At 72.5% G+C, this 21533-nt stretch carries 17 protein-coding genes; 4 read left to right on the forward strand and 13 right to left on the reverse strand.

Annotated elements, in window-relative coordinates:
- Positions 1 to 322 precede the first annotated feature (322 nt).
- Positions 323 to 1330, reverse strand: coding sequence for a stage II sporulation protein M (locus tag AB0A94_RS12070; RefSeq protein WP_361742674.1), 1008 nt, complete (start codon positions 1328 to 1330; stop codon positions 323 to 325).
- Between the two features lie 149 nt (positions 1331 to 1479).
- On the opposite strand from AB0A94_RS12070, the gene AB0A94_RS12075 reads away from it, so the two are divergent.
- The gene (locus AB0A94_RS12075) at positions 1480 to 2445 is read left to right on the forward strand and encodes an RDD family protein (RefSeq protein WP_361743220.1); all 966 of its coding nucleotides are present in this window, start codon (positions 1480 to 1482) and stop codon (positions 2443 to 2445) included.
- A 20-nt stretch (positions 2446 to 2465) separates the two neighbouring features.
- Here AB0A94_RS12075 and AB0A94_RS12080 read toward each other — a convergent pair whose 3' ends face one another.
- Both AB0A94_RS12080 and ahcY read right to left on the reverse strand, forming a co-directional pair.
- A complete protein-coding gene (locus AB0A94_RS12080; protein WP_217131158.1) occupies positions 2466 to 3080 on the reverse strand; it encodes a hypothetical protein in 615 nt (204 codons plus the stop codon).
- A 150-nt stretch (positions 3081 to 3230) separates the two neighbouring features.
- Positions 3231 to 4688, reverse strand: a complete 1458-nt coding sequence (ahcY, locus tag AB0A94_RS12085; protein WP_361742677.1) for an adenosylhomocysteinase — start codon at positions 4686 to 4688, stop codon at positions 3231 to 3233.
- A 346-nt stretch (positions 4689 to 5034) separates the two neighbouring features.
- Between ahcY and lepB the strand changes: the two genes are divergently transcribed.
- A complete protein-coding gene (lepB, locus tag AB0A94_RS12090; RefSeq protein WP_361742680.1) occupies positions 5035 to 5709 on the forward strand; it encodes a signal peptidase I in 675 nt (224 codons plus the stop codon).
- Positions 5710 to 5794: 85 nt separating this feature from the next.
- Here lepB and AB0A94_RS12095 read toward each other — a convergent pair whose 3' ends face one another.
- The 7 genes from AB0A94_RS12095 to AB0A94_RS12125 form a co-directional block, all read right to left on the reverse strand.
- Positions 5795 to 6775, reverse strand: coding sequence for a cation diffusion facilitator family transporter (locus AB0A94_RS12095; RefSeq protein ID WP_361742683.1), 981 nt, complete (start codon positions 6773 to 6775; stop codon positions 5795 to 5797).
- A gap of 145 nt (positions 6776 to 6920) precedes the next feature.
- Positions 6921 to 8072, reverse strand: coding sequence for a mannose-6-phosphate isomerase, class I (manA, locus tag AB0A94_RS12100; RefSeq protein WP_361742686.1), 1152 nt, complete (start codon positions 8070 to 8072; stop codon positions 6921 to 6923).
- Positions 8073 to 8172: 100 nt separating this feature from the next.
- Positions 8173 to 9300, reverse strand: coding sequence for an SIS domain-containing protein (locus tag AB0A94_RS12105; protein WP_361742689.1), 1128 nt, complete (start codon positions 9298 to 9300; stop codon positions 8173 to 8175).
- A 96-nt stretch (positions 9301 to 9396) separates the two neighbouring features.
- On the reverse strand, positions 9397 to 9567 hold the full coding sequence (locus tag AB0A94_RS12110; RefSeq protein ID WP_217131152.1) for a Trm112 family protein: 171 nt from the start codon (positions 9565 to 9567) through the stop codon (positions 9397 to 9399).
- 345 nt (positions 9568 to 9912) lie between these two features.
- Positions 9913 to 11280 carry a phosphomannomutase/phosphoglucomutase gene (locus tag AB0A94_RS12115; RefSeq protein WP_361742692.1) on the reverse strand — a complete coding sequence of 456 codons (1368 nt, stop codon included), beginning with the start codon at positions 11278 to 11280 and terminating at the stop codon, positions 9913 to 9915.
- Positions 11281 to 11380: 100 nt separating this feature from the next.
- On the reverse strand, positions 11381 to 12997 hold the full coding sequence (locus AB0A94_RS12120) for an L-lactate permease (protein ID WP_361742695.1): 1617 nt from the start codon (positions 12995 to 12997) through the stop codon (positions 11381 to 11383).
- Positions 12998 to 13137: 140 nt separating this feature from the next.
- Positions 13138 to 13560, reverse strand: a complete 423-nt coding sequence (locus AB0A94_RS12125) for a DUF3499 domain-containing protein (RefSeq protein WP_040907000.1) — start codon at positions 13558 to 13560, stop codon at positions 13138 to 13140.
- A 283-nt stretch (positions 13561 to 13843) separates the two neighbouring features.
- On the opposite strand from AB0A94_RS12125, the gene AB0A94_RS12130 reads away from it, so the two are divergent.
- A complete protein-coding gene (locus AB0A94_RS12130; protein WP_217129875.1) occupies positions 13844 to 14293 on the forward strand; it encodes a metallopeptidase family protein in 450 nt (149 codons plus the stop codon).
- A 203-nt stretch (positions 14294 to 14496) separates the two neighbouring features.
- Here the strand turns inward: AB0A94_RS12130 and AB0A94_RS12135 are convergent, their stop codons facing one another.
- From AB0A94_RS12135 to AB0A94_RS12145, 3 genes are all read right to left on the reverse strand, one after another.
- On the reverse strand, positions 14497 to 15999 hold the full coding sequence (locus tag AB0A94_RS12135) for a DUF5719 family protein (RefSeq protein WP_361742698.1): 1503 nt from the start codon (positions 15997 to 15999) through the stop codon (positions 14497 to 14499).
- Positions 15996 to 19643: a glycosyltransferase gene (locus AB0A94_RS12140; RefSeq protein ID WP_361742701.1), complete on the reverse strand. Its 3648-nt coding sequence runs from the start codon at positions 19641 to 19643 to the stop codon at positions 15996 to 15998. Before AB0A94_RS12140 ends, AB0A94_RS12135 begins: the two co-directional genes overlap by 4 nt.
- Positions 19644 to 20035: 392 nt before the next feature.
- Positions 20036 to 20299: a WhiB family transcriptional regulator gene (locus tag AB0A94_RS12145; RefSeq protein WP_003975777.1), complete on the reverse strand. Its 264-nt coding sequence runs from the start codon at positions 20297 to 20299 to the stop codon at positions 20036 to 20038.
- Between the two features lie 716 nt (positions 20300 to 21015).
- On the opposite strand from AB0A94_RS12145, the gene AB0A94_RS12150 reads away from it, so the two are divergent.
- Positions 21016 to 21522, forward strand: coding sequence for a cysteine dioxygenase family protein (locus AB0A94_RS12150; protein WP_361742704.1), 507 nt, complete (start codon positions 21016 to 21018; stop codon positions 21520 to 21522).
- The last annotated feature ends 11 nt before the right edge of the window (positions 21523 to 21533 follow it).

Here is a 21533-nt window from a genome sequence, read left to right on the forward strand (position 1 = left end):
CTTGCGTTTTCGACTCTATCAGATCTTTCCGATCCGATTTCCTCGGTGCTTTCCGGGTTCCCGCTTCCGCGTTTCCCTTTCCGGCGGTTCCGACTTTATCAGAAGTTTCAGGGCGGATTGACCGGCCTTCGTTTTCCGATTTATCGGGAGGTGCTTCTTCGAAATCAGCGTTTCGATGAGAAGCTGACAGATGCTCACTGTCGCCTTCCGGGTCAGACCCCGTCTCCAGGCAACTGTTTGAATCTACCTCCCCGCCTGCTCCGTGTCAACGGCTCCTGCGGGGCGAAGAGAAGACTAGCAGCTCAGCGGCCCCTCACGCACATCAGGCAGCCGTGGGCACGTCGGCGCTGCGTTCGGTCGCCTCCAGGTCGCCGGTCTCGCCGGCCCGCGCCGCACGGCCGCCCAGGACATAGACGTAGGCCAGGAAGGCCAGCTCGGCGAGGACTCCGATGGTGATGCGCGCCCAGGTGGGCAGGCCCGATGGGGTGACGAAGCCTTCGATGGCGCCGGAGACGAAGAGGACCAGGGCGAGGCCGATCGCCATGGCCAGGGCCGCCCGGCCTTCCGCCGCCAAGGCCGTGCGTCGGGTGCGGGGACCCGGGTCGATGACGGTCCAACCGAGGCGGAGGCCGGTTCCGGCTGCGACGAAGACCGCGGTGAGTTCCAGGAGGCCGTGCGGCAGGACGAGGCCGAGGAAGGTGTCGAGACGGCCGGCGGAGGACATCAGACCGAAGCCGACGCCCAGGTTGAGCATGTTCTGGAAGAGGATCCAGAGGACCGGCAGGCCCAGGAAGACACCCAGGATCAGGCAGAGGGCCGCGGCCCACGCGTTGTTCGTCCAGACCTGGGCGGCGAAGGAAGTCGCGGGATGGCTCGAGTAGTACGTCTCGTACTGGCCGCCGGGACGGGTGAGCTCACGCAGCTCGCTGGGGGCCGCTATGGACGCCTGCACTTCGGGGTGGGTGCCTATCCACCAGCCGAGGAGTGCCGCGACGGCTGTGGAGAGGAGCGCCGTGGGCACCCACCAGTGGCGTGACTTGTAGACGGCGGCCGGGAAGCTGTGGGACAGGAAGCGCGTGACGTCCCGCCAGGAGGCGCGGCGGGCGCCGGTCACGGCACTGCGCGCGCGTGCCACCAGTTGGCTGAGCCGGCCGGTCAGCTGCGGGTCGGGAGCGGCCGACCGGATCAGGGAGAGATGGGTGGCCGTGCGCTGGTAGAGGACGACGAGTTCGTCGGCCTCCGCCCCGGTGAGGCGGCGCTGGCGCCGGAGCAGGGCGTCGAGGCGGTCCCACTCCGCGCGGTGGGCGGAGACGAAGACGTCGAGGTCCATCGGTGTGCCTGCTCCTCGGCTGTTCGTCGGCGGTCGGCCCGACCGGTGGATGGATGATCTGCTTGATCGGCTGGTCGTACTGCGGCGCGATGTGTCATCAGCTTGGCAGACTGGCGGTGTTCGGGGCAGGCCAGGGAAGGGCGGCGGGCGTGAGTGAGCTGGTGACGGGCGAGGCGGTGGCGTTGGAGCTGCGCCCCGCGAGGCTGCCCAGCAGGGCACTGGCCGTGCTGCTCGATCTGGTGGTGGCCGTGGCCGCCTATGTCGCGGTGACCATCGCTCTGGTGGCTGCCACGGCTTCGTTGGACGAGGCGGCGCAGACGGCGATCTCGATCGCCTTGTTCGTCCTCGTGCTGGTCGGTGGGCCGATCCTGGTCGAGACGCTCAGCCATGGGCGGTCGCTCGGGAAGATGGCCTGCGGGCTGCGGGTGGTGCGGGACGACGGGGGGCCGATCCGGTTCCGGCACGCGTTGGTGCGGGGCCTGATCGGTGTGATCGAGATCCTGATGACGCTCGGGGTCGTGGCCTGTATCGCTTCTCTGGTTTCGGCGCGGGGACGACGGCTCGGGGATGTGTTCGCGGGGGCTCTCGTCGTGCGGGAGCGGGTGCCGGTCGGGCAGGCGGGGTTCGTGCCGCCGCCTCCGCCGTGGTTGGCCGGGCGTTTCTCGGGGCTCGACCTGTCGGCGGTGCCCGATGGTCTGTGGCTCGCCGTCCGGCAGTACCTGACGCGGATGGGGCAGCTCGATCCGCAGGTCGGCTGGTCGATGGCGGAGCGGCTGGCCGCGGACCTGGCCGAGCGCACGGGGGCGCCGGTGCCGCCGGGGGTGCCGCCTGCGGCGTATCTCGCGGCGGTGGTGCAGGAGCGGCAGGCCCGGGAGGCCCGGCGGGCGTTCGGGCACGGGCCGGCCGGGGGTGGCGGACCCATGGGTACGGCTGGTCCGGCGGGTTCCCCTGCCCCGCCGGTGCATCCCGCCGCGGCCGTCGCGCCGGATGTGCGGTCGGCTGCGTATCCGTCGGCGGGTCCGGGAGCCGTGGTGCGCGGGGAGCGGGCCGTCCCGCCGCAGCAGGGGGGATCGACGGCCGATCGGCCGTCGACGGGGTTCGCCCCGCCGGCGTAGGTGCCTTCGGCGGGCGCCGGTCAGTCGAAGACCGACGGTGGTGATTCGAGGTCCTCCAGTTCGATGCCGGGGGCCGCGAGGACCACGTCCCCGGCGAGGTGCACGGAGTGCTGCTCGCCCGTGTCCAGGGCTGTGACCTGGTATTCGTCCACGGTCAGGGGGCCGTTGTCAGTGGCGTGTGCTTCTCTTTTCACCAGCGCCCAGGACTGGTCCAGGGTGCGCGGGGCGAGGACCGGGTCCGTGAAGGCGACGAGGCGTACGCGGGTGGCGGGGGCCGAGGGGGTGAGGCGCAGGAGGCGGGCGGTGGCGACGAGGAAGGCGGGGGACGAGCCGGTGAAGGCGTGGGCGCGCACATTGCCTTCGGTGGCGTGGGTCCCGGTGGGGTCGGTACGGACCCAGGTGACGCCGTCGAGGGCGGCGCCGCGGACCTGCCAGCTCGCGGCGTGGAGTTCGAGGCGGATGGGGCGGCCGAGTTCGTCGAGGGCGAGGTCGACCGAGCCCAGGTGATCGCCTGAGGGGGCGGTGAGCTGGGAGACGTAGCGCCAGCCGGAGGGGCCGGGGGCGCAGTGGAAGTGCTCTTCCGCGAGGGGGGTGTGATCGTGCGGATCGTGGAGCGAATAGCGGCCGCGGGGCATGGGGGTCCTGGGTCGTGACGGGCTGGGCCGGTCGCCGGTCCGCGCATGGGGCAGGCCCCCGACACGGGGGTGCGGGGGCCTGCCTCGGAGGACCTGCTGCCGGGGAGTCCGTCCGTGCGCGGACGGACTCCCCGCGGTGGGAGCGTGGGCTCAGTAGCGGTAGTGGTCCGACTTGAACGGGCCCTCGACCTGCACGCCGATGTACTCGGCCTGCTCCGGGCGGAGCGTGGTCAGCTTGACGCCGAGCGCGTCGAGGTGGAGGCGGGCGACCTTCTCGTCGAGGTGCTTGGGCAGCACGTAGACGCCGGTCGGGTACTCGTCGGGCTTGGTGAACAGCTCGATCTGGGCCAGGGTCTGGTCCGCGAAGGAGTTGGACATCACGAACGACGGGTGGCCGGTGGCGTTGCCCAGGTTCAGCAGGCGGCCCTCGGAGAGGACGATGATCTTCTTGCCGTCGGGGAAGGTCCAGGTGTGGACCTGCGGCTTGATCTCGTCCTTGACGATGCCGGGGATCTTGGCGAGGCCGGCCATGTCGATCTCGTTGTCGAAGTGGCCGATGTTGCCGACGATGGCCTGGTGCTTCATCTTGGCCATGTCGGTGGCCATGATGATGTCCTTGTTGCCGGTCGTGGTGACGAAGATGTCGGCCTTGTCGACGACCTCGTCGAGCGTCGTGACCTGGTAGCCGTCCATCGCGGCCTGCAGGGCGCAGATCGGGTCGATCTCGGTGATGATCACGCGGGCGCCCTGGCCGCGCAGGGACTCCGCGCAGCCCTTGCCCACGTCGCCGTAGCCGCACACGACCGCGGTCTTGCCGCCGATCAGGGTGTCGGTGGCGCGGTTGATGCCGTCGATCAGGGAGTGGCGGCAGCCGTACTTGTTGTCGAACTTCGACTTGGTGACGGCGTCGTTGACGTTGATCGCCGGGAACAGGAGGGTGCCGTCGCGCTGCATCTCGTACAGGCGGTGGACGCCGGTCGTGGTCTCCTCGGTGACGCCGCGGATCTCGGAGGAGAGCTGGGTCCACTTCTGCGGGTTCTCGCCCAGGGTGCGGTTGAGCAGCTCGAGGATGACGCGGTGCTCGTCGGACTCGGCGGTGTCGGGCGAGGGGGCCTTGCCGTCCTTCTCGTACTCGACGCCCTTGTGGACGAGGAGGGTGGCGTCACCACCGTCGTCGAGGATCATGTTGGGGCCGCCGGTGGGGCTGTCCGGCCAGGTCAGCGCCTGCTCGGTGCACCACCAGTACTCCTCGAGGGTCTCGCCCTTCCAGGCGAAGACCGGGACGCCCTGCGGGTTGTCGGGCGTGCCGTCCGGGCCGACGGCGATGGCGGCCGCGGCGTGGTCCTGGGTGGAGAAGATGTTGCAGGACGCCCAGCGGACCCGGGCGCCGAGGGCGACCAGGGTCTCGATGAGGACGGCGGTCTGCACGGTCATGTGCAGGGAGCCGGTGACACGGGCGCCGGCCAGGGGCTGGGCGTCGGCGTACTCCTTGCGGATCGCCATCAGGCCGGGCATCTCGTGCTCGGCGAGGGTGATCTCCTTGCGGCCGAACTCGGCCAGGGAGAGGTCGGCGACCTTGAAGTCCTGTCGGTTGTCGACAGTCGTCATTACGGGCTGCTCCTCGGGGTGTGGGTCGAGGTGGGTACGGCTGGTCTGCGCGGCGGCGGACACAGGGGTGCCCGAGGAGGACACAGGCATGCCCGCGTGCGCGCAGCGCAGTCCGTCGGAGGCCCTCTCTCCCTCGGCCGGTCCGCGGTGGACCGCCCGACCGCCATCAGCAGCGACGTCTGGCTCCGTCCCAAGCTACACCGCCGGGCCCGGCCGGCCCCAGTCCGTCCGCGTACACATCAGGCCGATCTGGCGAGCGTCCCGTCCCCGGTCCCCCGCGGCCGTCGTCCGAGTGGGCCGCTAGCCTCACCCCGCGCGGACGGGCCGTGCGGGGAGGGGTTCGGGCATGGACACGGGGCGGGGAACGCTGGTCGCGGGATGGGTGATGCTCGCGGCGGGGCTGCTGTCGGTGGTGGCGTCCCTGGGGGCTCTGCGGCTGAACTACGGGATGGCCGACGTGCGGGGCGAGAGCATGGCGCCGACGTACCGGCTCGGTGACGACGTCGTCTACGCGCGTGTGGACGGGGACGAGGTGCGGCGCGGTGACGTGGTGCTGTTCTCGGCGCCCGACCGCTATCCGGGAGGCGGGCTCGTCATGCAGCGGGTCATCGGGGTGGGCGGTGACCGGATCGTGTGCTGCGAGGGCGAGGGGTCCGCGCGGCGGCTCACGGTGAACGGCAGGACGTCGGAGGAGCCGTACGTCAAGGACGGGGACGCCAACGGTCCCGTTCCGCAGCGGTACGAGGTCCGGGTGCCGCAGGGGCGGCTGTTCCTGCTGGGCGACCACCGTCTGAACGCGCGGGACTCCCGCTTCTTCGCCGACGACCACGGGGGCGCGGTGCCCGCGGAGGCGGTGCGGGGCCGGGTGACGGAGGACCGCCTGGGTGTGGTGCTGCTCGCCGGGGCGACGCTGTTCGGGCTGCTGCTGGCGATCGCGGGTCTGATCGGTGTGTTCGCGGGGCGGACCAGGCGACGGCGGCCTGCGGAGTTCGACACGGAGTTGTGGCCCGCGCACCTCTGAGCCCCGCCCCGGACACGACGGAGGGGCCCGCCGTGGTGGCGGGCCCCTCCGTCGTGAGGTCCTGCGGGTCCCGGCGGGGCGGGACTCAGTGAGCGGTGTCGGCCGAGGTGGGGCCGCCGGGGGTGGCCTCGGGGTCGGCGCCCTTGGCGGCTTCGGTCTCGCTGTAGATGTCGGGCTCGAGGTAGATCACCCGGGCGATCGGGACGGCGTCGCGGATGCGGGACTCGGCGGCGTCGATGGCGGAGGCGATCTCGGTGGCCGTGCCGTCGTGCCGGACGCCGATCTTCGCGGCGACCAGCAGCTCCTCAGGGCCGATGTGGAGGGTGCGCATGTGGATGATGCGGGTGACGGTGTCGCCGTCGACGACGGCGGCCTCGATCTTCTGGGTCTCCTCGGCGCCCGCGGCCTCCCCGAGCAGCAGCGACTTCGTCTCGGCGGCGAGGACCAGGGCGATCAGGATGAGCAGGACGCCGATGCAGAGGGTGCCGATGCCGTCCCAGACGCTGTCGCCGGTGGCCAGGGCCATGCCGACACCGCCGAGGGCGAGGATCAGGCCGACGAGCGCGCCGAGGTCCTCCAGGAGGACGACCGGCAGCTCGGGCGCCTTGGCGTGGCGGACGAACTCCTTCCAGGAGCGCTGGCCGCGCAGGACGTTGGACTCCTTGATGGCGGTGCGGAAGGAGAAGCACTCGGCGATGATCGCGAAGACCAGGACGCCGACCGGCCAGTACCAGTGCTCCAGCTCGTGCGGGTGCTTGATCTTCTCGTAGCCCTCGTAGAGGGCGAACATGCCACCGACCGAGAACAGCACGATGGAGACGAGGAAGGCGTAGATGTAGCGCTCCCGGCCGTAGCCGAAGGGGTGCTGCGGGGTGGCCCGGCGCTGTGCCTTCTTGCCTCCGACGAGGAGCAGGGCCTGGTTGCCGGAGTCGGCGAGCGAGTGGACGGACTCAGCGAGCATCGATGACGAGCCGCTGAAGATGAACGCCACGAACTTCGCTACCGCGATCGCGAGGTTGGCGGCGAGTGCCGCCACGATCGCCTTGGTGCCGCCTGACGCGCTCATGTGTTCGCGTTGTCCCTTCGTACGCCGTGTGGGGCCCGGACAGGGGTGGGTGCACGCCTGCCCGGGACTTCGCCCGTCCTTTGACGGTGGGCCATTGTTGCAGCCCGGTTCGGCGACGGTGTGTCAGGTCGCCGTCACGGGGTGATCAGGCGACGACGGTGGCCCTGAACAGGGTTCCGGTACCCGACACTTCGGCCTTTTCACCCGAAGGGACGAACACGGAGGTGCCGGGCGTCAGTTCGTGCTCGCCCGCTCGTACGGAGCCGGCGGTGCAGAGCAGGATCTGCGGGGTGGTCAGCGTGAGGTCGTGGCCGGCGCCGCCCGCGGGGAGGACGTAGCGGGAGAGGCGGAACTCGTCGATGGGGGTCTCGTAGACCTCCTCGCCGTCCGGGCCCGCCTCCGGGCGCAGCACGCCGGGGTCGCCGGCCTCGAAGCGGACGATGCGCAGGAGTTCGGGGACGTCGACGTGCTTGGGGGTCAGGCCGCAGCGCAGGACGTTGTCGGAGTTGGCCATGATCTCGACGCCGAGGCCGTCGAGGTAGGCGTGCGGGACGCCGGCGCCGAGGAAGAGCGCCTCGCCGGGCTGGAGCCGGACGTGGTTGAGGAGCATCGCGGCGATGACACCGGGGTCGCCCGGGTAGTGGTGGGCGATGTCGGCGTACGGGGCGTAGTCGCCGCCGAGGCGGTCGCAGGCGGCGGCGGTCTCGGCGACCGTGCGGGCCATCGCCTCGGGGTCGGCGGTGAGGATCGCGGTGAGGACCTCGCGCAGGGCCGCCTCTTCGGGGTGGGCGTGCAGCAGGTCGACGTACGGCTTGAGGGAGTCGACGCCGAGGCCGTCGAGGAGTTCCGCGGCGCGCTGCGGGTCGCGGAAGCCGCACAGGCCGTCGAACTCGGTGAGGGCGCAGATCAGTTCGGGCTTGTGGTTGGCGTCCTTGTAGTTGCGGTGCGGGGCGGTGACGGGGACGCCGCGGCGCTCCTCGTCCGCGTGGCCCTCCTTCGCCTGGGCCAGGTCGGGGTGGACCTGGAGGGAGAGCGGGGCTCCGGCGGCGAGGAGTTTGAGCAGGAAGGGCAGGCGGGGGCCGAACTTGGCGACCGCGTCCGGGCCGAGTTCCCGCTCCGGGTCGGCGTCGATGACCTCGACGAGCGTGCCCCGGTCGGTGCGCGAGGGCGCGCCGGGGTGGGCGCCCATCCACATCTCCGCCTGCGGCTCGCCGGTCGGTTCGGTGCCGAGCAGCCGCGGGAGGGCGGTGGTGGAACCCCAGGCGTAGGGGCGGATGGTGTTGTCGAGGCGGTCCATGGGGTTCTCTGCGTTCCTTCTGCCGGTTCTCGTGCGGGCGCGCGGTGTGGTGCGTGTCGTGCGTCTGCGCGGAGGGAGGATCAGGGGGTCCCGGGCATGATCAGGCTCCCGAGGCGAGCGCCAGGTAAACGGCGGCGAAATCCGTGACGGCGATCAGTTCCGCGAGGGTCTCCAGTTCACCGCCCGCCTCCGGTTCCAGCTCGCTGATCGGCGTGTCGTGGGTGAGCGCCAGGTCACGGGCGGCGGGGGCGGCGGTGAGGCCGCCGGCGGGCCGGTCGCGGAGCAGCACCACGCGCGCGTGCAGGGCGGGTGCTTCCTCCACGCGGTCGCGGAAGAAGTCGTCCGGGTCCGCGCCGGCGGCGAGCCGGCCGGCCAGCAGGGCACTGTGCGCGGCGAGCGCCTCGGGGAGTTCGGCGACGACGGCGGGGGTGCCGGAGAGTTCGGCGAGGGCGGCGGCGAAGCGGCGGCCTGCCGGCCCGGCTGAGACCCCTTCGGTCCATACGACGGGGAGCGCGTCGGCGATTTCGGCGGCCAGGGTCTTGGCGGGGTTGCTGTACGTCGCGATGGCCGGTCCGCAGCGTTCGGCGATTCCGTCGAGGCGGTCGGCGATCTTCTCCAGGGCGTCCGGCGGGGCGGTGAGCAGGCCGGTGCGGTCCAGGAGCGCGAGCAGCGGGGTGAGCAGCGCCCACAGGACGCCGGGGGCGGAGGCGGCGAGGGGTTCGTCCTGGTCGTAGGGCGCGGTGGCCATGGGGACGAACAGGCCGACGGAGCCGTTCACCGTCTCGGCGAGCGGGGTGCGGGCGGGGGCGACGGCGACGACGGTGCAGCCGCGGCGGTAGGCCTGCTCGGAGAGCAGGGACAGGCCCGGTTCGGTGCCGTCCGGGGTGGCGATGAGGAGCAGGTCCACGGAACCGGCCCAGCCGGGCAGTTCCCAGCGCAGGGCGCCTGCCGCGGGGGCGACGCCGGTGGGTGCGAGGCGGGTGACGGGACTGCCGGCGCCGGCCAGGGTGCCGAGGAGGTCGGCGGTCTGGGTGGCGGCGGCGCCGGGGCCGGCGATGAGTACGGCGCGGGGACGGCCGTCGGGCTTCAGGTCGTTGACGCCGGCCTCGGCGGCGTACCGTGCGGCGGTGCGGACGCGGGCGCCGGCTTCGGCGGCGCCGCGGAGCAGGGCGCGGCGGTCGGCCTCGGCGAGGCCCTCCGGTGAGTCGAGCAGCGATTCGTCGAGCATGGGCGGCAGGCTCCGATATCCGATCGGCGGGGCGTCGTCGGTGCGTGGGGCGCCGGGTGCGCGGGGTGCGCGAGGTGCCGGGTGCGCGGGCGGCGGTTACGCGGGGCGGCGAGCCTCGTCGACGAGGAGTACGGGGATGCCGTCGCGGACGGGGTAGGCCAGGCCGCAGTTCTGGCCGGTGCAGATCAGCTCGGTGTCCTGCTCCTTGAGGGGGGAGTGGCAGGCCGGGCAGGCGAGGATCTCCAGGAGGCCGGCTTCGAGTGGCATGGGGGTCCCTTCGCTGGGTGGATGTGCTGGTCAGGGTACCGCCGGTGGGGGGTGGGTGGCGGGGTGGGCGGGGTGATGCGGTGATCGGCGCCGGGGTGGGGCTCGCGGCCCGGCGTTTGGTGGGCGCGCCGCGTTGGTGTGGGCCGGGGGTGGGGTTGCGCGGCCCGGCGCTTGCGGGGTGCCGTCGCGCCCACCCGTGCCGCCCCAGCGGCACGACTGCCCGCGGAGGGCGAGGAATGCGGCGCGGCTGCCCGCGGAGGGCGAAGGGGCGGCACGACTGCCCGCGGAGGGCGAGGGGGCGGCACGGATCGCGGGGCGCGGGGTGGCTGCCCGCGGTCGGTGTGGTTATGACCTGATGATCGTCAGGGCCTCGTCCCTGATCTTGGTCATCGTCGCCTCGTCCCGGGCCTCCGCGTTCAGGCGGAGGAGGGGTTCCGTGTTGGAGGGGCGGACGTTGAACCACCAGTCGGTGGAGGTGACGGTGAGGCCGTCCAGTTCGTCGAGGGTGATGCCGTCGCGGCCCTCGTACGCGGCCCTGATCGCGGCGAGGCGGGCGGTCTGGTCGTCGACCGTGGAGTTGATCTCGCCGGAGCCCGCGTAGCGGTCGTACTGGGCGACCAGGGCCGAAAGCGTGCCCTGCTGGCCGCCGAGGGCGGCGAGGACGTGCAGGGCGGCCAGCATGCCCGTGTCGGCGTTCCAGAAGTCGCGGAAGTAGTAGTGCGCGGAGTGCTCGCCGCCGAAGATCGCTCCGGTCCTGGCCATCTCGGCCTTGATGAAGGAGTGGCCCACGCGGGTGCGCTCGGGGGTGCCGCCGTTCTCCCGTACGACCTCGGGGACCGACCAGGACGTGATCAGGTTGTGGATGATCGTGCCCTTGCCGCCGTTGCGCGCCAGCTCGCGGGAGGCGACCAGGGCGGTGATCGCGGACGGGGAGACCGGTTCGCCCCGCTCGTCGACGACGAAGCAGCGGTCGGCGTCGCCGTCGAAGGCGAGGCCGAGGTCGGCGCCCTCCTCACGGACCCGCCTCTGCAGGTCGACGAGGTTGGCCGGGTCGAGGGGGTTGGCCTCGTGGTTGGGGAAGGTGCCGTCGAGTTCGAAGTACATCGGGACGAGGGTGAGCGGCAGTCCGGCGAAGACCGTCGGGACCGTGTGCCCGCCCATGCCGTTGCCCGCGTCGACGACGACCTTCAGGGGGCGGATCGAGGTGAGGTCGACGAGCGAGCGCAGGTGGGCCGCGTAGTCGTCCAACGTGTCGCGCCGGGTGATCGTTCCCCGGGTGCCGGCCGTCGGCTCCGGGACGCCCGACCCGCTCCACCGCTCGACGAGTTCCCGGATCTCCGCCAGGCCCGTGTCCTGGCCGACCGGCGCCGCGCCCGCGCGGCACAGCTTGATGCCGTTGTACCGCGCCGGGTTGTGGGACGCGGTGAACATCGCGCCGGGGAGGTCCAGGGCGCCCGAGGCGTAGTAGAGCTGGTCCGTGGAGCACAGGCCGATCTCGGTGACGTCGGCGCCCTGGGCGGCGGCCCCGCGCGCGAAGGCGCCCGACAGCCCGGGGGACGACGGCCGCATGTCGTGGCCGGTGACGACGGCGCTCGCGCCGGTCACCCGGACGAAGGCGGCGCCGAAGAGTTCGGCCAGGGACTCGTCCCACTGGTCGGGGACGACTCCGCGCACGTCGTACGCCTTGACGATCTGCGACAGATCAGCAGCCACGGCCAACCCTTCCGGAAGTCCTGTCGGTCACCACAAACTACCCGTAGAGGGTGACACTCCGGTCGGGGCCACCGAACGGACTTCCGCACGTCGCGGACGCTCAGGGCAGCATCCAGTCGAGTACCGCCGTGCTCTGGCCCACCACGATCAGGCACATCACGAGCAGCAGGCCGAGGCTCCAGGGCAGCACCTTGCGCAGCAGGTCGCCCTCGCGGCCCGCCAGTCCGACGGCCGCGCAGGCGATGGTGAGGTTCTGCGGCGAGATCATCTTGCCGAGGACACCGCCGGAGCTGTTGGCGGCGGCGAGCAGGTCGGGGGAGAGGCCGGACTGCTGGGCGGCGGTCACCTGGAGGGCGCCGAAGAGGGCGTTGGAGGAGGTGTCCGAGCCGGAGACGGCGACCCCGAACCAGCCGAGGACCGGGGACAGGAAGGCGAGGCCGGCCCCGGCCGCGGCCACGAAGTGGCCGATGGTCGCCGCCTGGCCCGAGAGGTTCATGACGTAGGCCAGGGCCAGGACGGACGTCACCGTGAGGATCGCGAACCGCAGTTCGTGGACCGTCGCCAGCCACTCCTTGACCGCCGCGCGCGCGTGCACCCCGATCACCGCCGTCGTGAGCACCCCCGCGAACAGGACGAGGGTGCCGCCGGTGGAGACGATCGGCCAGGTGAACACGTTGCCGCCGACGGGCTCTCCGTCCGGGCCCGCCACGTGCAGGAAGGGCCAGTCGTAGGTCCGGGTGGCACCGGCGAGCCAGTCCTTCACCGCCGGGATCTGGGCGACGGAGAAGACCGCGACGATCAGCGCGTACGGGGCGTAGGCCCGTACCACCTCGCCGCGCGGGTCCTCCTCGTCCAGTTCCTCGCTGCGCGCGCCGGTCAGTACGGAGGTTCGTACGGACTCGGTGGCGGGCACGCGCGCGTGCGGTACGGCGACCAGGGCGCCCGCGCCGGCCAGGGCGGCGCCGATGTCGGCGAGCTGCGCGGAGACGTAGTTGGAGGCGGCGAACTGCGCCACGGCGAAGGCGGCTCCGCAGACCAGTGCGGGGATCCAGGTCTCGCGCAGGCCGCGGCGTCCGTCCACCAGCCAGACCAGCACGAGGGGCACCACCAGGGCCAGCAACGGGGTCTGACGGCCGACGACGGACGCCACGGAGTCCAGCGGCAGGCCGGTGACCTGGGCGAGCGTGACGACCGGTGTGCCCATGGCGCCGAACGCCACCGGCGCGGTGTTGGCGACCAGCGCGACCACGGCGGCGCGCACGGGGTCGAAGCCGAGGGCCACCAGCATCACGGCGGAGATCGCGACGGGGGCGCCGAACCCGGCGAGGGCCTCCAGGAGGGCGCCGAAGCAGAACGCGATGACGAGTGCCTGGATGCGGGGGTCGTCGGAGAGGCGGCCGAAGGAACGGCGGAGGATGTCGAAGTGGCGGGTGCGGACGGTCATCCGGTAGACCCACAGGGCGTTGATGACGATCCACATGATGGGGAAGACGCCGAAGAAGGCGCCCTGGACGCCGCCGGAGAGCGTCTGGCCCAGCGGCATGCCGTACGCCAGACAGGCCACCAGGACGGCCGCCAGCAGGCCGGTCAGGCCCGCGAGGTGCGCCTTCATCCGGACGCCGCCGAGCAGGACCAGGACGATCACGAGTGGCAGGGCCGCCACCAGGGCGGAGAGGCCGAGCGAGCCGGCGACGGGTTCCAGTTCCTGGACGTACACGGGCGCCTCCCGGATTCCGCCATGCGAAAGCGATTTCTCGCCGCGTTCCAAGAAATGGTCGTGTCCGCGACAAGTAGGCGTCAATGGGCGTGCGGGGGGTTCACGGGGTGCTCGAGGTGCGGGGCGGGAGACCCGTCCGGTCAGTTGTCCGGGGAACGGAGTACGCGCAGGTGGCCGCGGCGTGCGACCTCCATGGGGTCCGCGGTGCGGGACCCGCCGCCCGCTCCCGCCGCCCGCTCCTGGGGACGGGCCGCCTCTCGCACCGCGTTCGCAAGCGCTTCCAGGTCGTCTCCGCTGGGCTGGGCCGGGGCCGAACCGTCGAGCAGACGGACGACCTCCCAGCCGCGCGGCGCGGTGAGGCGCTCGGAGTGTTCCGCGCACAGGTCGTAGCAGTGGGGTTCGGCGTAGGTGGCGAGCGGGCCGAGGACCGCGGTCGAGTCGGCGTAGACGTACGTCAGCGTCGCGACGGCGGGACGGCCGCAGGCGGTGCGCGAACAGCGACGTACAGGGCTCACGATGTTGGACGGTACCGCACTCTTGAGCGGGCCGCGACGACTCTCCATCAGGTCACTCCACCGTGTCGCGGCATGAAATGCCTCACATGCCCCTTTGGGGGTACCTTGCTGACCTGGTTCGACGCGGAGGTTCGGGGGATTCGCCGGTACTGATTTCGGTCACCAGTTGGTACAAACACCGTCAATTGCCTTGAGGTCACCGGTCTCGGAGAGATGCGGAATCGATCTCAACCTTGGCTGGAATGGTCATGTTGTGACATGCCGTGCGGGTCGGCCGGAAGGCGTACGGGGGTCGGGCGGGGTGGCGACGTGACGACTACGCTTCGCAGTGATGGACAGCTCTGTGACGCCCCGTGCCGCCGGACCCGGCCCCGGGCCCCGACGTCGTGACCGCCACGGCCGGGGCATGCGCGGCCCGATCGCACCTCCTCAGGTGCCGCTCGCCGCGAGCCGTGCGGAGACGTTCGCGGATCTCGTGCAGGACTCCGTGGAGCGGCTGGAACGACGGTGGCCGCAGTTGGCCGACATCGATTTCCTGGTGCTGGACGTGCCGAGGCTGGACGGAAGCGCCTGGAGCGACGAGCCGGTGCCGCTGGGTGGGACCGTGGCCGCTCGTGAGGGGCGGTCGGCGCGGGTGGTGGTGTACCGGCGGCCGGTGGAGATCCGCACCAAGGGGCGGGACGAGCGGGCGGCTCTCGTGCACGAGGTCGTGGTCGAGCAGGTGGCGGAGTTGTTGGGGCTGACGCCGGAGACGGTGGATCCACGGTACGGGGAGGACTGACCGGGGATTGGGAGCGGGCGCGGGCGTGCGTGGGGTTACGCACCCGGCTCCTGCAGCGTGCCGCGCGTCGGGGCGGGCCGGGGGGTGACACACAGCCCGGCGTTGGCGGGGTGCCTCCCCCGCTCTCGACTTCGCTCGAGCGGGAGGTACCCCACCGCCCACCCGTGCCGCCTCAGCGGCACGACTGCCCGCGGGAGCGGCGGTTACCTCTGCAGGATCGACAGGTCCTCGGTCGACTTCGGTACCGCGACCATGCCCCGGTCGTCCGGGAGGAGCTGGACCGTGAAGAACGGAACGTCGTTCTCCGTCGCCGTCAGCGTCCGGGACGCGTAGACCGGTGCGCCCGACTGGGGTTCCACCGTGAGGGCGTACGTGCCCTTCGCCCCCTCCGGCAGCGGAGCCTCGATGTCCTGCGTCGTGCCCGACTTGATCGTGTACGTCTTCACGGCCTCCGTGCCGCCCTCGGTGCCCGCCGAGGCCGTGACCTTGATCTTCGCCGTGCCCCCGGGAGCCGTCACCGAGAGCGTCGTGCCCTTGGCCGTGTTGTCCACGGACGTGGCACGCGTGCCGACCGGTCGTGCGGCCGGGACGAAGGCCGACTCCTGGTCGTCGCCCTCGCCGCGCAGCACCCGTGCCGCCGCCACGACCGGGACGGAGTCGTCCGCCGTCGTCAGGACCAGGGAACCCGCCTCACCACGCGTGAGGTCGTCCAGGTCGACGGCCGTCGTCATGCCGCCCTTCACGTGGAGGGTGTCGTGGCCGGCTGGCGTGATCAGGCCGGAGGGGGAGGCGAGGCGCACCTTCAGGTCGACGTCGGCGTCACCGGGGGTGAAGGCGACCAGGCGTACGGCGGTGGCGTCCTTCGGGATGCCGGGCAGGACCAGGCTGCCGGACGGCTCGGCCGACGCGGGCAGCCAGTCGCCGCCCCGCTTGGCGTCCAGGGCCTGCACGGCGGCGCCGACCCGGCCGCTGCGGACCACCACGTGCACGGTCACATCGGTCTGCTTCTCGTCGGTGAGCGTCGAGAGCAGGACCGGCTCGGCGGAGTGCGGCTGGACCGTGATGTCCTCCCCCACCGTCGTCTTGAGCGCACCGTCCTTGCCGTAGAGCTCGATGTCCACGACCGCCGCCGAGTCGTCGGGGTTGGTCAGGTGGACGTAGTCGGTGCGGTCGGCGTCGGTGCTCGCGCCGGGGAACCAGAACTCCGTGTCCGGAGCCGTGCAGGTGACGCCGTGCATGCCCCGGCCCGTGCCCGCGGTGACTGTGGTCGTCTCCTGCACGGTCCAGCCCGGCGCGAAGCGGCCCTCGGCGGTGCCGAGGAGGGCGGGGGACTCGCCGCCGGTCGTCTCCCCGGTGACCGGCTTGCCGGGGTCCTCGGGCTCCAGGAGGGGCTTCTCGGACTTGGCGTCCTTGTCGTCCTCGGTCTTCGACCCGTCCGGCTTCTGCTCCGTGACGGGCTGGAGTCCGGCCCTGCCTTCGGCCTCCGCGCCCTTCGTGACCGGGGTGAAGGACGTGTACGTCGTCTCGGCCAGGTCGGAGGTGCTCGGCGGGGGGCACACCAGGCTCGTGCGTTCCACGGGGAGGTGGGCCGCCGCCTCCGCCGTCCCGTCCGTGGCCTTGGCGTCCGGTGAGGACACCGCGGCGAAGCCGGTGACGGCGGCGAGCGCGGTCACGCCCGCGATCAGGGACAGGGTGGTGCGGTTCACTGCTGGCTCCCGTCGGGACGCTCACTGCCCGTGCCGTGGGGGTCGTACGACGTGTCGTAGCCCTGGGTGTAGTTCTGGTCGTAGCCCTGTGCGTAGGTCTGGTCGTACGGCGTCTGCTGGGTGCCGTAGGCGTACGGGTCGTACTCGCCGCCCTGGGGGTAGGCCTCCGCAGGGTAGGGCCGGCCGTAGGCGTCCGCCGGGTACTGCTGGTACTGCTCGTCCGGGTAGGCGTTCGGGTACTGCGCCGCCGCGTCCCAGTCGCCGTGGTCGGGCTGTTGCGGGACGGTGGCGGGCGGCTGCCCGGGCGGGGCGGGGAAGCCCTCGTCGGCGCCCGGTCCTCCGGCGGCGGACTCCGCCTCGGCCTCGGCCTGGGCGCGCAGGCGGCGGGCGCGGCGGCCCTCGCCGGCCATGGCCTCGGCGGGGACGGCCGGTTCCTCGGGCAGGTCGTCGTCGATGTCGCGGCGGCGGCCCGGCAGGGCCATGACGACGAGGACGACGGCGAGCAGGCCCTGGGCCCACAGCCAGGCGGTGCGGGTGACCGGGTCGTCGTAGGTGACGTCCAGCGTGCCGCCGGAGGCGGGGAGCTGGAAGCCCTGGGCCCAGCCGTCGACCGTGACGCGGGTCAGCGGTTTGCCGTCGAGGGTGGCGGTCCAGCCGTCGGCGGCGGTGTCGGCGAGGCGGAGGACGCGGCCCTCCGCGCCGTCCGGGATCTCGGTGTGGATGTCGACCGGCCCGGCGGCGACGGGCACGGGCTCGGCGTCGCCGTCCTCGGCGGGGACGATGCTCGCGCGGGAGACCTGCCGGTCCACCCGCCACAGCGCGCCGCCCGCCTGCTGGCTGAGCCGGGACAGGCCCGGGGTGGCGTCCAGGACGCGGGTGACCTCGCGCGGTGCGCCCGGGTGGACGAGGACGTAGCGGACGGCGAAGCCGCCGAGCTGGTCGGCCTGGTCGGCGCCGGAGCCGGCGACGAGGTTGGCGACGACCTTGTCGAGCCCGGTGTTCTCGCCGTCCACCGCGGCGATCTCCGCGTCGCCCATGCGGGCGCCGGAGCCGCGGACCAGGACGTAGTCGACCTGTGCGGTGGAGTCGCTGTCGAGGACAAGGGTGCGCGCCTGGTCCCGGGTGCCGCTCTCCTCGGCGACGAACGCGGGCACCTGGACGGGGTCGCGCCGTTCCACGGGCCCGTCGGCGCCGCGGATCATCCAGCCGGCGACGGCGACCAGCGGGCCGACCGCGCAGGCGAGGGCGATCAGCGCGGCGACCGGCTGGCGCCAGCCGAAGCTCTGCTCGGCGACACGCGCGCGTGCCCCGTCGGCGCCGAGCGTGGCGGCGGCCAGGACGGCGATGCCGTAGACGAGGGTCGCGGGGCCCGCCCAGGTGGAGTTGTTGGACAGGACCGCGAAGACGAGGCCCACCAGGGCGGCCGCCCACGCGGTGAGGATCGCCGTCCGGCGTTCGGAGCGGAGCAGGGCCGCGAGTGCGGCGAGCACCAGGCCGATGAGCACCAGGCCGCCGACGGTGCCCGGGCCGCCCGGGCTCGCGCCGAGCAGGTCGAGGGCGGAGGCGGCGGAGGGGCCGTACTCCAGGCCCGCTTCCCGGAAGAAGCCGAGCGGGAGGAGGGAGAGCGACCACGGGGCGAGGACCAGCAGGGGGGTGCCCAGCTGGGCCAGGAAGCGCAGTCCGTAGGCCGGGATGTCACTCCTGCGCAGGGCCAGTACGCCGACGCCGAGGACGAGGGCGATGGGCCACACGATCGGGGTGAACGCCGTGGTGACCGTCAGCAGCAGGGCGTACGCCCAGGTGGCGCGCCAACTGCCGCGGGTGCCCCCGGGTTGCGTGAGGCCGCTCGCGGCGATGCCCGCGCGGGCGATCAGCGGCAGCAGCACGGCGAGTACGGCGGTGCCGATGCGGCCGCCGGCCAGGGCGCCGGTCGCGGCGGGCAGGAAGGCGTAGGCGACGGCCGCCCACGCGCGCAGCAGCCGGGACTCGACGAGCGGGCGGGAGGCGAAGTACGCGGTGAGGCCGGCCAGCGGTACCGAGCAGACCAGGAGGATCGTGACGGCGAGGCCGGTGGAGCCGAGCAGGAGGGAGGCGAAGGCCGCGACGATCGCCAGGTAGGGCGGTGCGGATCCGGTGCCGCCGGCGCCCACGGTGTGCCAGGCGTCGGTGTAGCGGGCCCACAGCTCACCGGCATCGGCGGGCGCGGGGAGCAGGGCGCCGCCGGCGAGCGCGTCACCGCCGAGGAGCTGGCGGCAGGCCGCGAGGGAGACGAGCAGCAGCACCAGGAAGAGCACCGGGCCGGGCTTGCGGGCGATGCGCTTGAGGCGGGCGAACTGCTCGACCTCCAGGAAGTCGGCGTCGTCGCCGCCGGGTCCCGGCTCGGCGGTGCCGCCGTGGCGTCCCGCGCCGGAGGCGGCTTCGGGGTCGGAGCGGCCGACGAGACTGCCCGCGACCTGTTCCACGGTGACGCGGACGGTCGCGCCGGGCGGCGGAAACAGCGGCCGCATCTCGCCCTTGTCGGTCCCCGGGCTGCCGCGGTGACGCCGCCCGGCGAGGATCCGTTCGGGCCTCAGCAGGGTGCCCATGAGGCCGCGGATCTCGTCGACGGCCTGTCCGGGGACCTTGCCGACGAGGTAGGCGAGGGTGCGGAGCAGGGTGCCGAGGACGACGCGCAGCAGTACCCAGGGCAGGGCGGCCGTGCGGGCGTTGACGAGCAGGGTGTAGACGGCGCCCGCCTTGTCCACCTTGTGCGGGGAGGCGGCGGTGCGGCCCACGCAGTCGACGGTGCGGCGCTCGCGGGAGGCGGCCTCGGCGTGCCGGACGACCGCGTCGGGGGCGATCAGGACCCGGTATCCCGCGGAGTGGGCGCGCCAGCACAGGTCGACGTCGTCGCGCATGAGGGGCAGGTGCCGGTCGAACCCGCCGAGCCGGTCGAAGACGTCGCGGCGGACGAGCATGCCGGCGGTGGACACCGACAGCACGGTCCGTACGTGGTCGTGCTGGCCCTGGTCCTGTTCGCGGCGGTCCAGGCCGGTCCAGCGGCGCCCGGAGTTGGCGATGGAGACGCCGACCTCGAGGAGCTGCCTGCGGTCGTACCAGCCGCGGAGCTTGGGGCCGACGACGGCGACGTCGTCACGGCCGAGCTCGTACTCGTTCTCCACGACGCGCAGCATCTGGGCCAGCGCGTCGGGTTCGGGCGCGCAGTCGTCGTGCAGCAGCCACAGCCACTGCACCGGCTCCCCGTGCGGGAGGTCCGGCAGGTCGTAGGCGTCGTCGCGCCAGCTGCGGGTGACCGGGTCCCAGCCGCTCGGCCGCTTCAGGTACGGCAGGTCGTCCGGCGTGAGGTGCGGGGCGTTGCGGTTGCACTCCTCGACCGCCTGGCCGAAGCCGGTGCGCCGGGCGAGGTGCAGCACGTGCTCGTCACCGAGGGCCTCGGTGACCAGCCGGGCGGAGTCGTCCGCGCTGCCGGTGTCGGCACCCATGGCGAACTGGACGGGGCGCTCCTGGCCGAGCAGCCCGGCGAGCGCGTCGGGCAGCCAGCGGGCGCCGTCGTGGGAGACGAGGACCGCGGTCACCACGTGACGCGGGAACTCAGGTGTGGCAGCGAGGTCTTGCCGGGCTGCCGTGTGGCTGTGCACGGACATCGAGGTACGGGCCCCGGTTCGGTGGTCTGGGGGGAACGCCTGTGCCCGATGGGGGCAGCGGGGCGTCTCGGACGAGCGACCACACTATCGGCTGGCCAACACAACGGCCCGCCGCCTGTGGACAACCCACCTGCGACGAGCCTGGGAAGTGACGTATGTACGAATTGGATCCTCCCCCGGCCGGGGGAGGGGGATTCACGGCTCACACCGCCTGGGGATCAGCGCCCCGGCAGGACTTCCGCGGCCGACGACCGACGGCCGGCACCAGCCGTGTCGAACCCGGCCCGGTTCGACACGGCAGGGCACGGAGGTTCGCGCGCCGTCCCGGCCCTCGATCAGCACGGTGTACGCGCACGACGGGAGAAACGCGTACAGCTGTGACGCGCCGTCGGTCAGACGGCGGCCTTCTTGAGCCGGCGGCGTTCGCGCTCGGACAGTCCCCCCCAGATGCCGAAGCGCTCGTCGTTGGCGAGGGCGTACTCGAGGCACTCGGAGCGGACCTCGCACGCGAGGCAGACCTTCTTCGCCTCCCGGGTCGAGCCGCCCTTCTCGGGGAAGAAGGACTCGGGGTCGGTCTGGGCGCACAGCGCGCGCTCCTGCCAGCCGAGCTCCTCGTCCGCGTCGTCGACCAGCAGTTGCTGCACCAGCTCGGTCATGTGCGCCCCTCGTCCGTCCTTCGCGTCCCCGTGATCCAGCCGTTACCGATCCCGGCTGAACGACACGAGTGAAATTACAAGTGTGCTGCTCCGGGCGAGTCAAGCCGAGATCTGCTATTGGGCCCCTTATTCACTCTGCGGAACCAAGGCCGAGCGGAAAGTGTTCAAATCGTCCTAAACCTTGACACACGCGTGGGTCCCGCGAGGGCTTCCGTCCCCACACGGAGCCTCCATGGGGAGGACGCCCGGGGGATCGATCTCGTTCCGACACCCGCACCGGAGCGAACCGGATCACAGTCGGATCACGGGATCGCAACGGCGTACGGGCGCCCGGTCGTGGGCACCATGTGTCCCGGTAAACGACTGAGCAAACCTTTCACCTGCGAGATGAACCGGATGAGGTGAACCATGTCCCACATATCGGGCGTCGAGTTGACAGTGGAGGAGTGAACCGCTGTCCTAGTGGGCATGCTCGCGAATTCGGCACTCACCTCGACCCGCTCCGCCGGGTTCCTCGGTGCTGCCCGCGCTCGCTGTAGCTGTCGCTGTTCCGGCTGTTGAGCTCCCTCCCGTAGCTCCAGCCCCGCCGGGCCACAGATCCGGCCTTTCGTTTCCTTCGCTCCCACCAGGGCCCCCTCGCCGCCGCCCGCGACCCGGGCGCACGCGACGCGACACCCTCACCCCCACCGCTTCTCCGCCAAGGAACCTCCGCATCCATGAACAGCGACAGCGACCTCCAGATCGCCGGCGACATCCTCGAAGTCCCGCACCTGCTCCAGCCCCCGCGCGAGCACCCGGCCACCGTCGCCGAGTTCGCCGGCCTGGCCCGCTCCATCGCCGCCGACCGCTCCCAGTGGGAGCACCTCGTCGAGTACGACGCCACCAGCCGCTGGTACCACCGGCTGCGCACCGGCCCCGGCTACGAGGTGTGGCTGCTGTCCTGGGTGCCCGGCCAGGGCAGCGGACCGCACGGCCACGGCCGCTCCTCCGGCGTGCTCACCGTCCTGGACGGCACCCTGACCGAGCGCACCGCGCGCGGCACGCGCGCGTTGACGGCCGGCGCGCAGCGCGTGTTCGCGCCGGGCTACGTGCACGAGGTCGTCAACGACGCGCTGGAACCCGCGGTCAGCCTGCACATCTACCACCCGGGCCTGACCGAGATGCCCATGCACACCACCCCCCACTGCGAGGCGCGCACGGCGCCCGGCCCGGTGACTGCCTGACGCGATGTCGT

The sequence above is a fragment of the Streptomyces sp. NPDC044984 genome, from assembly GCF_040646935.1.
Classification (GTDB): domain Bacteria; phylum Actinomycetota; class Actinomycetes; order Streptomycetales; family Streptomycetaceae; genus Streptomyces.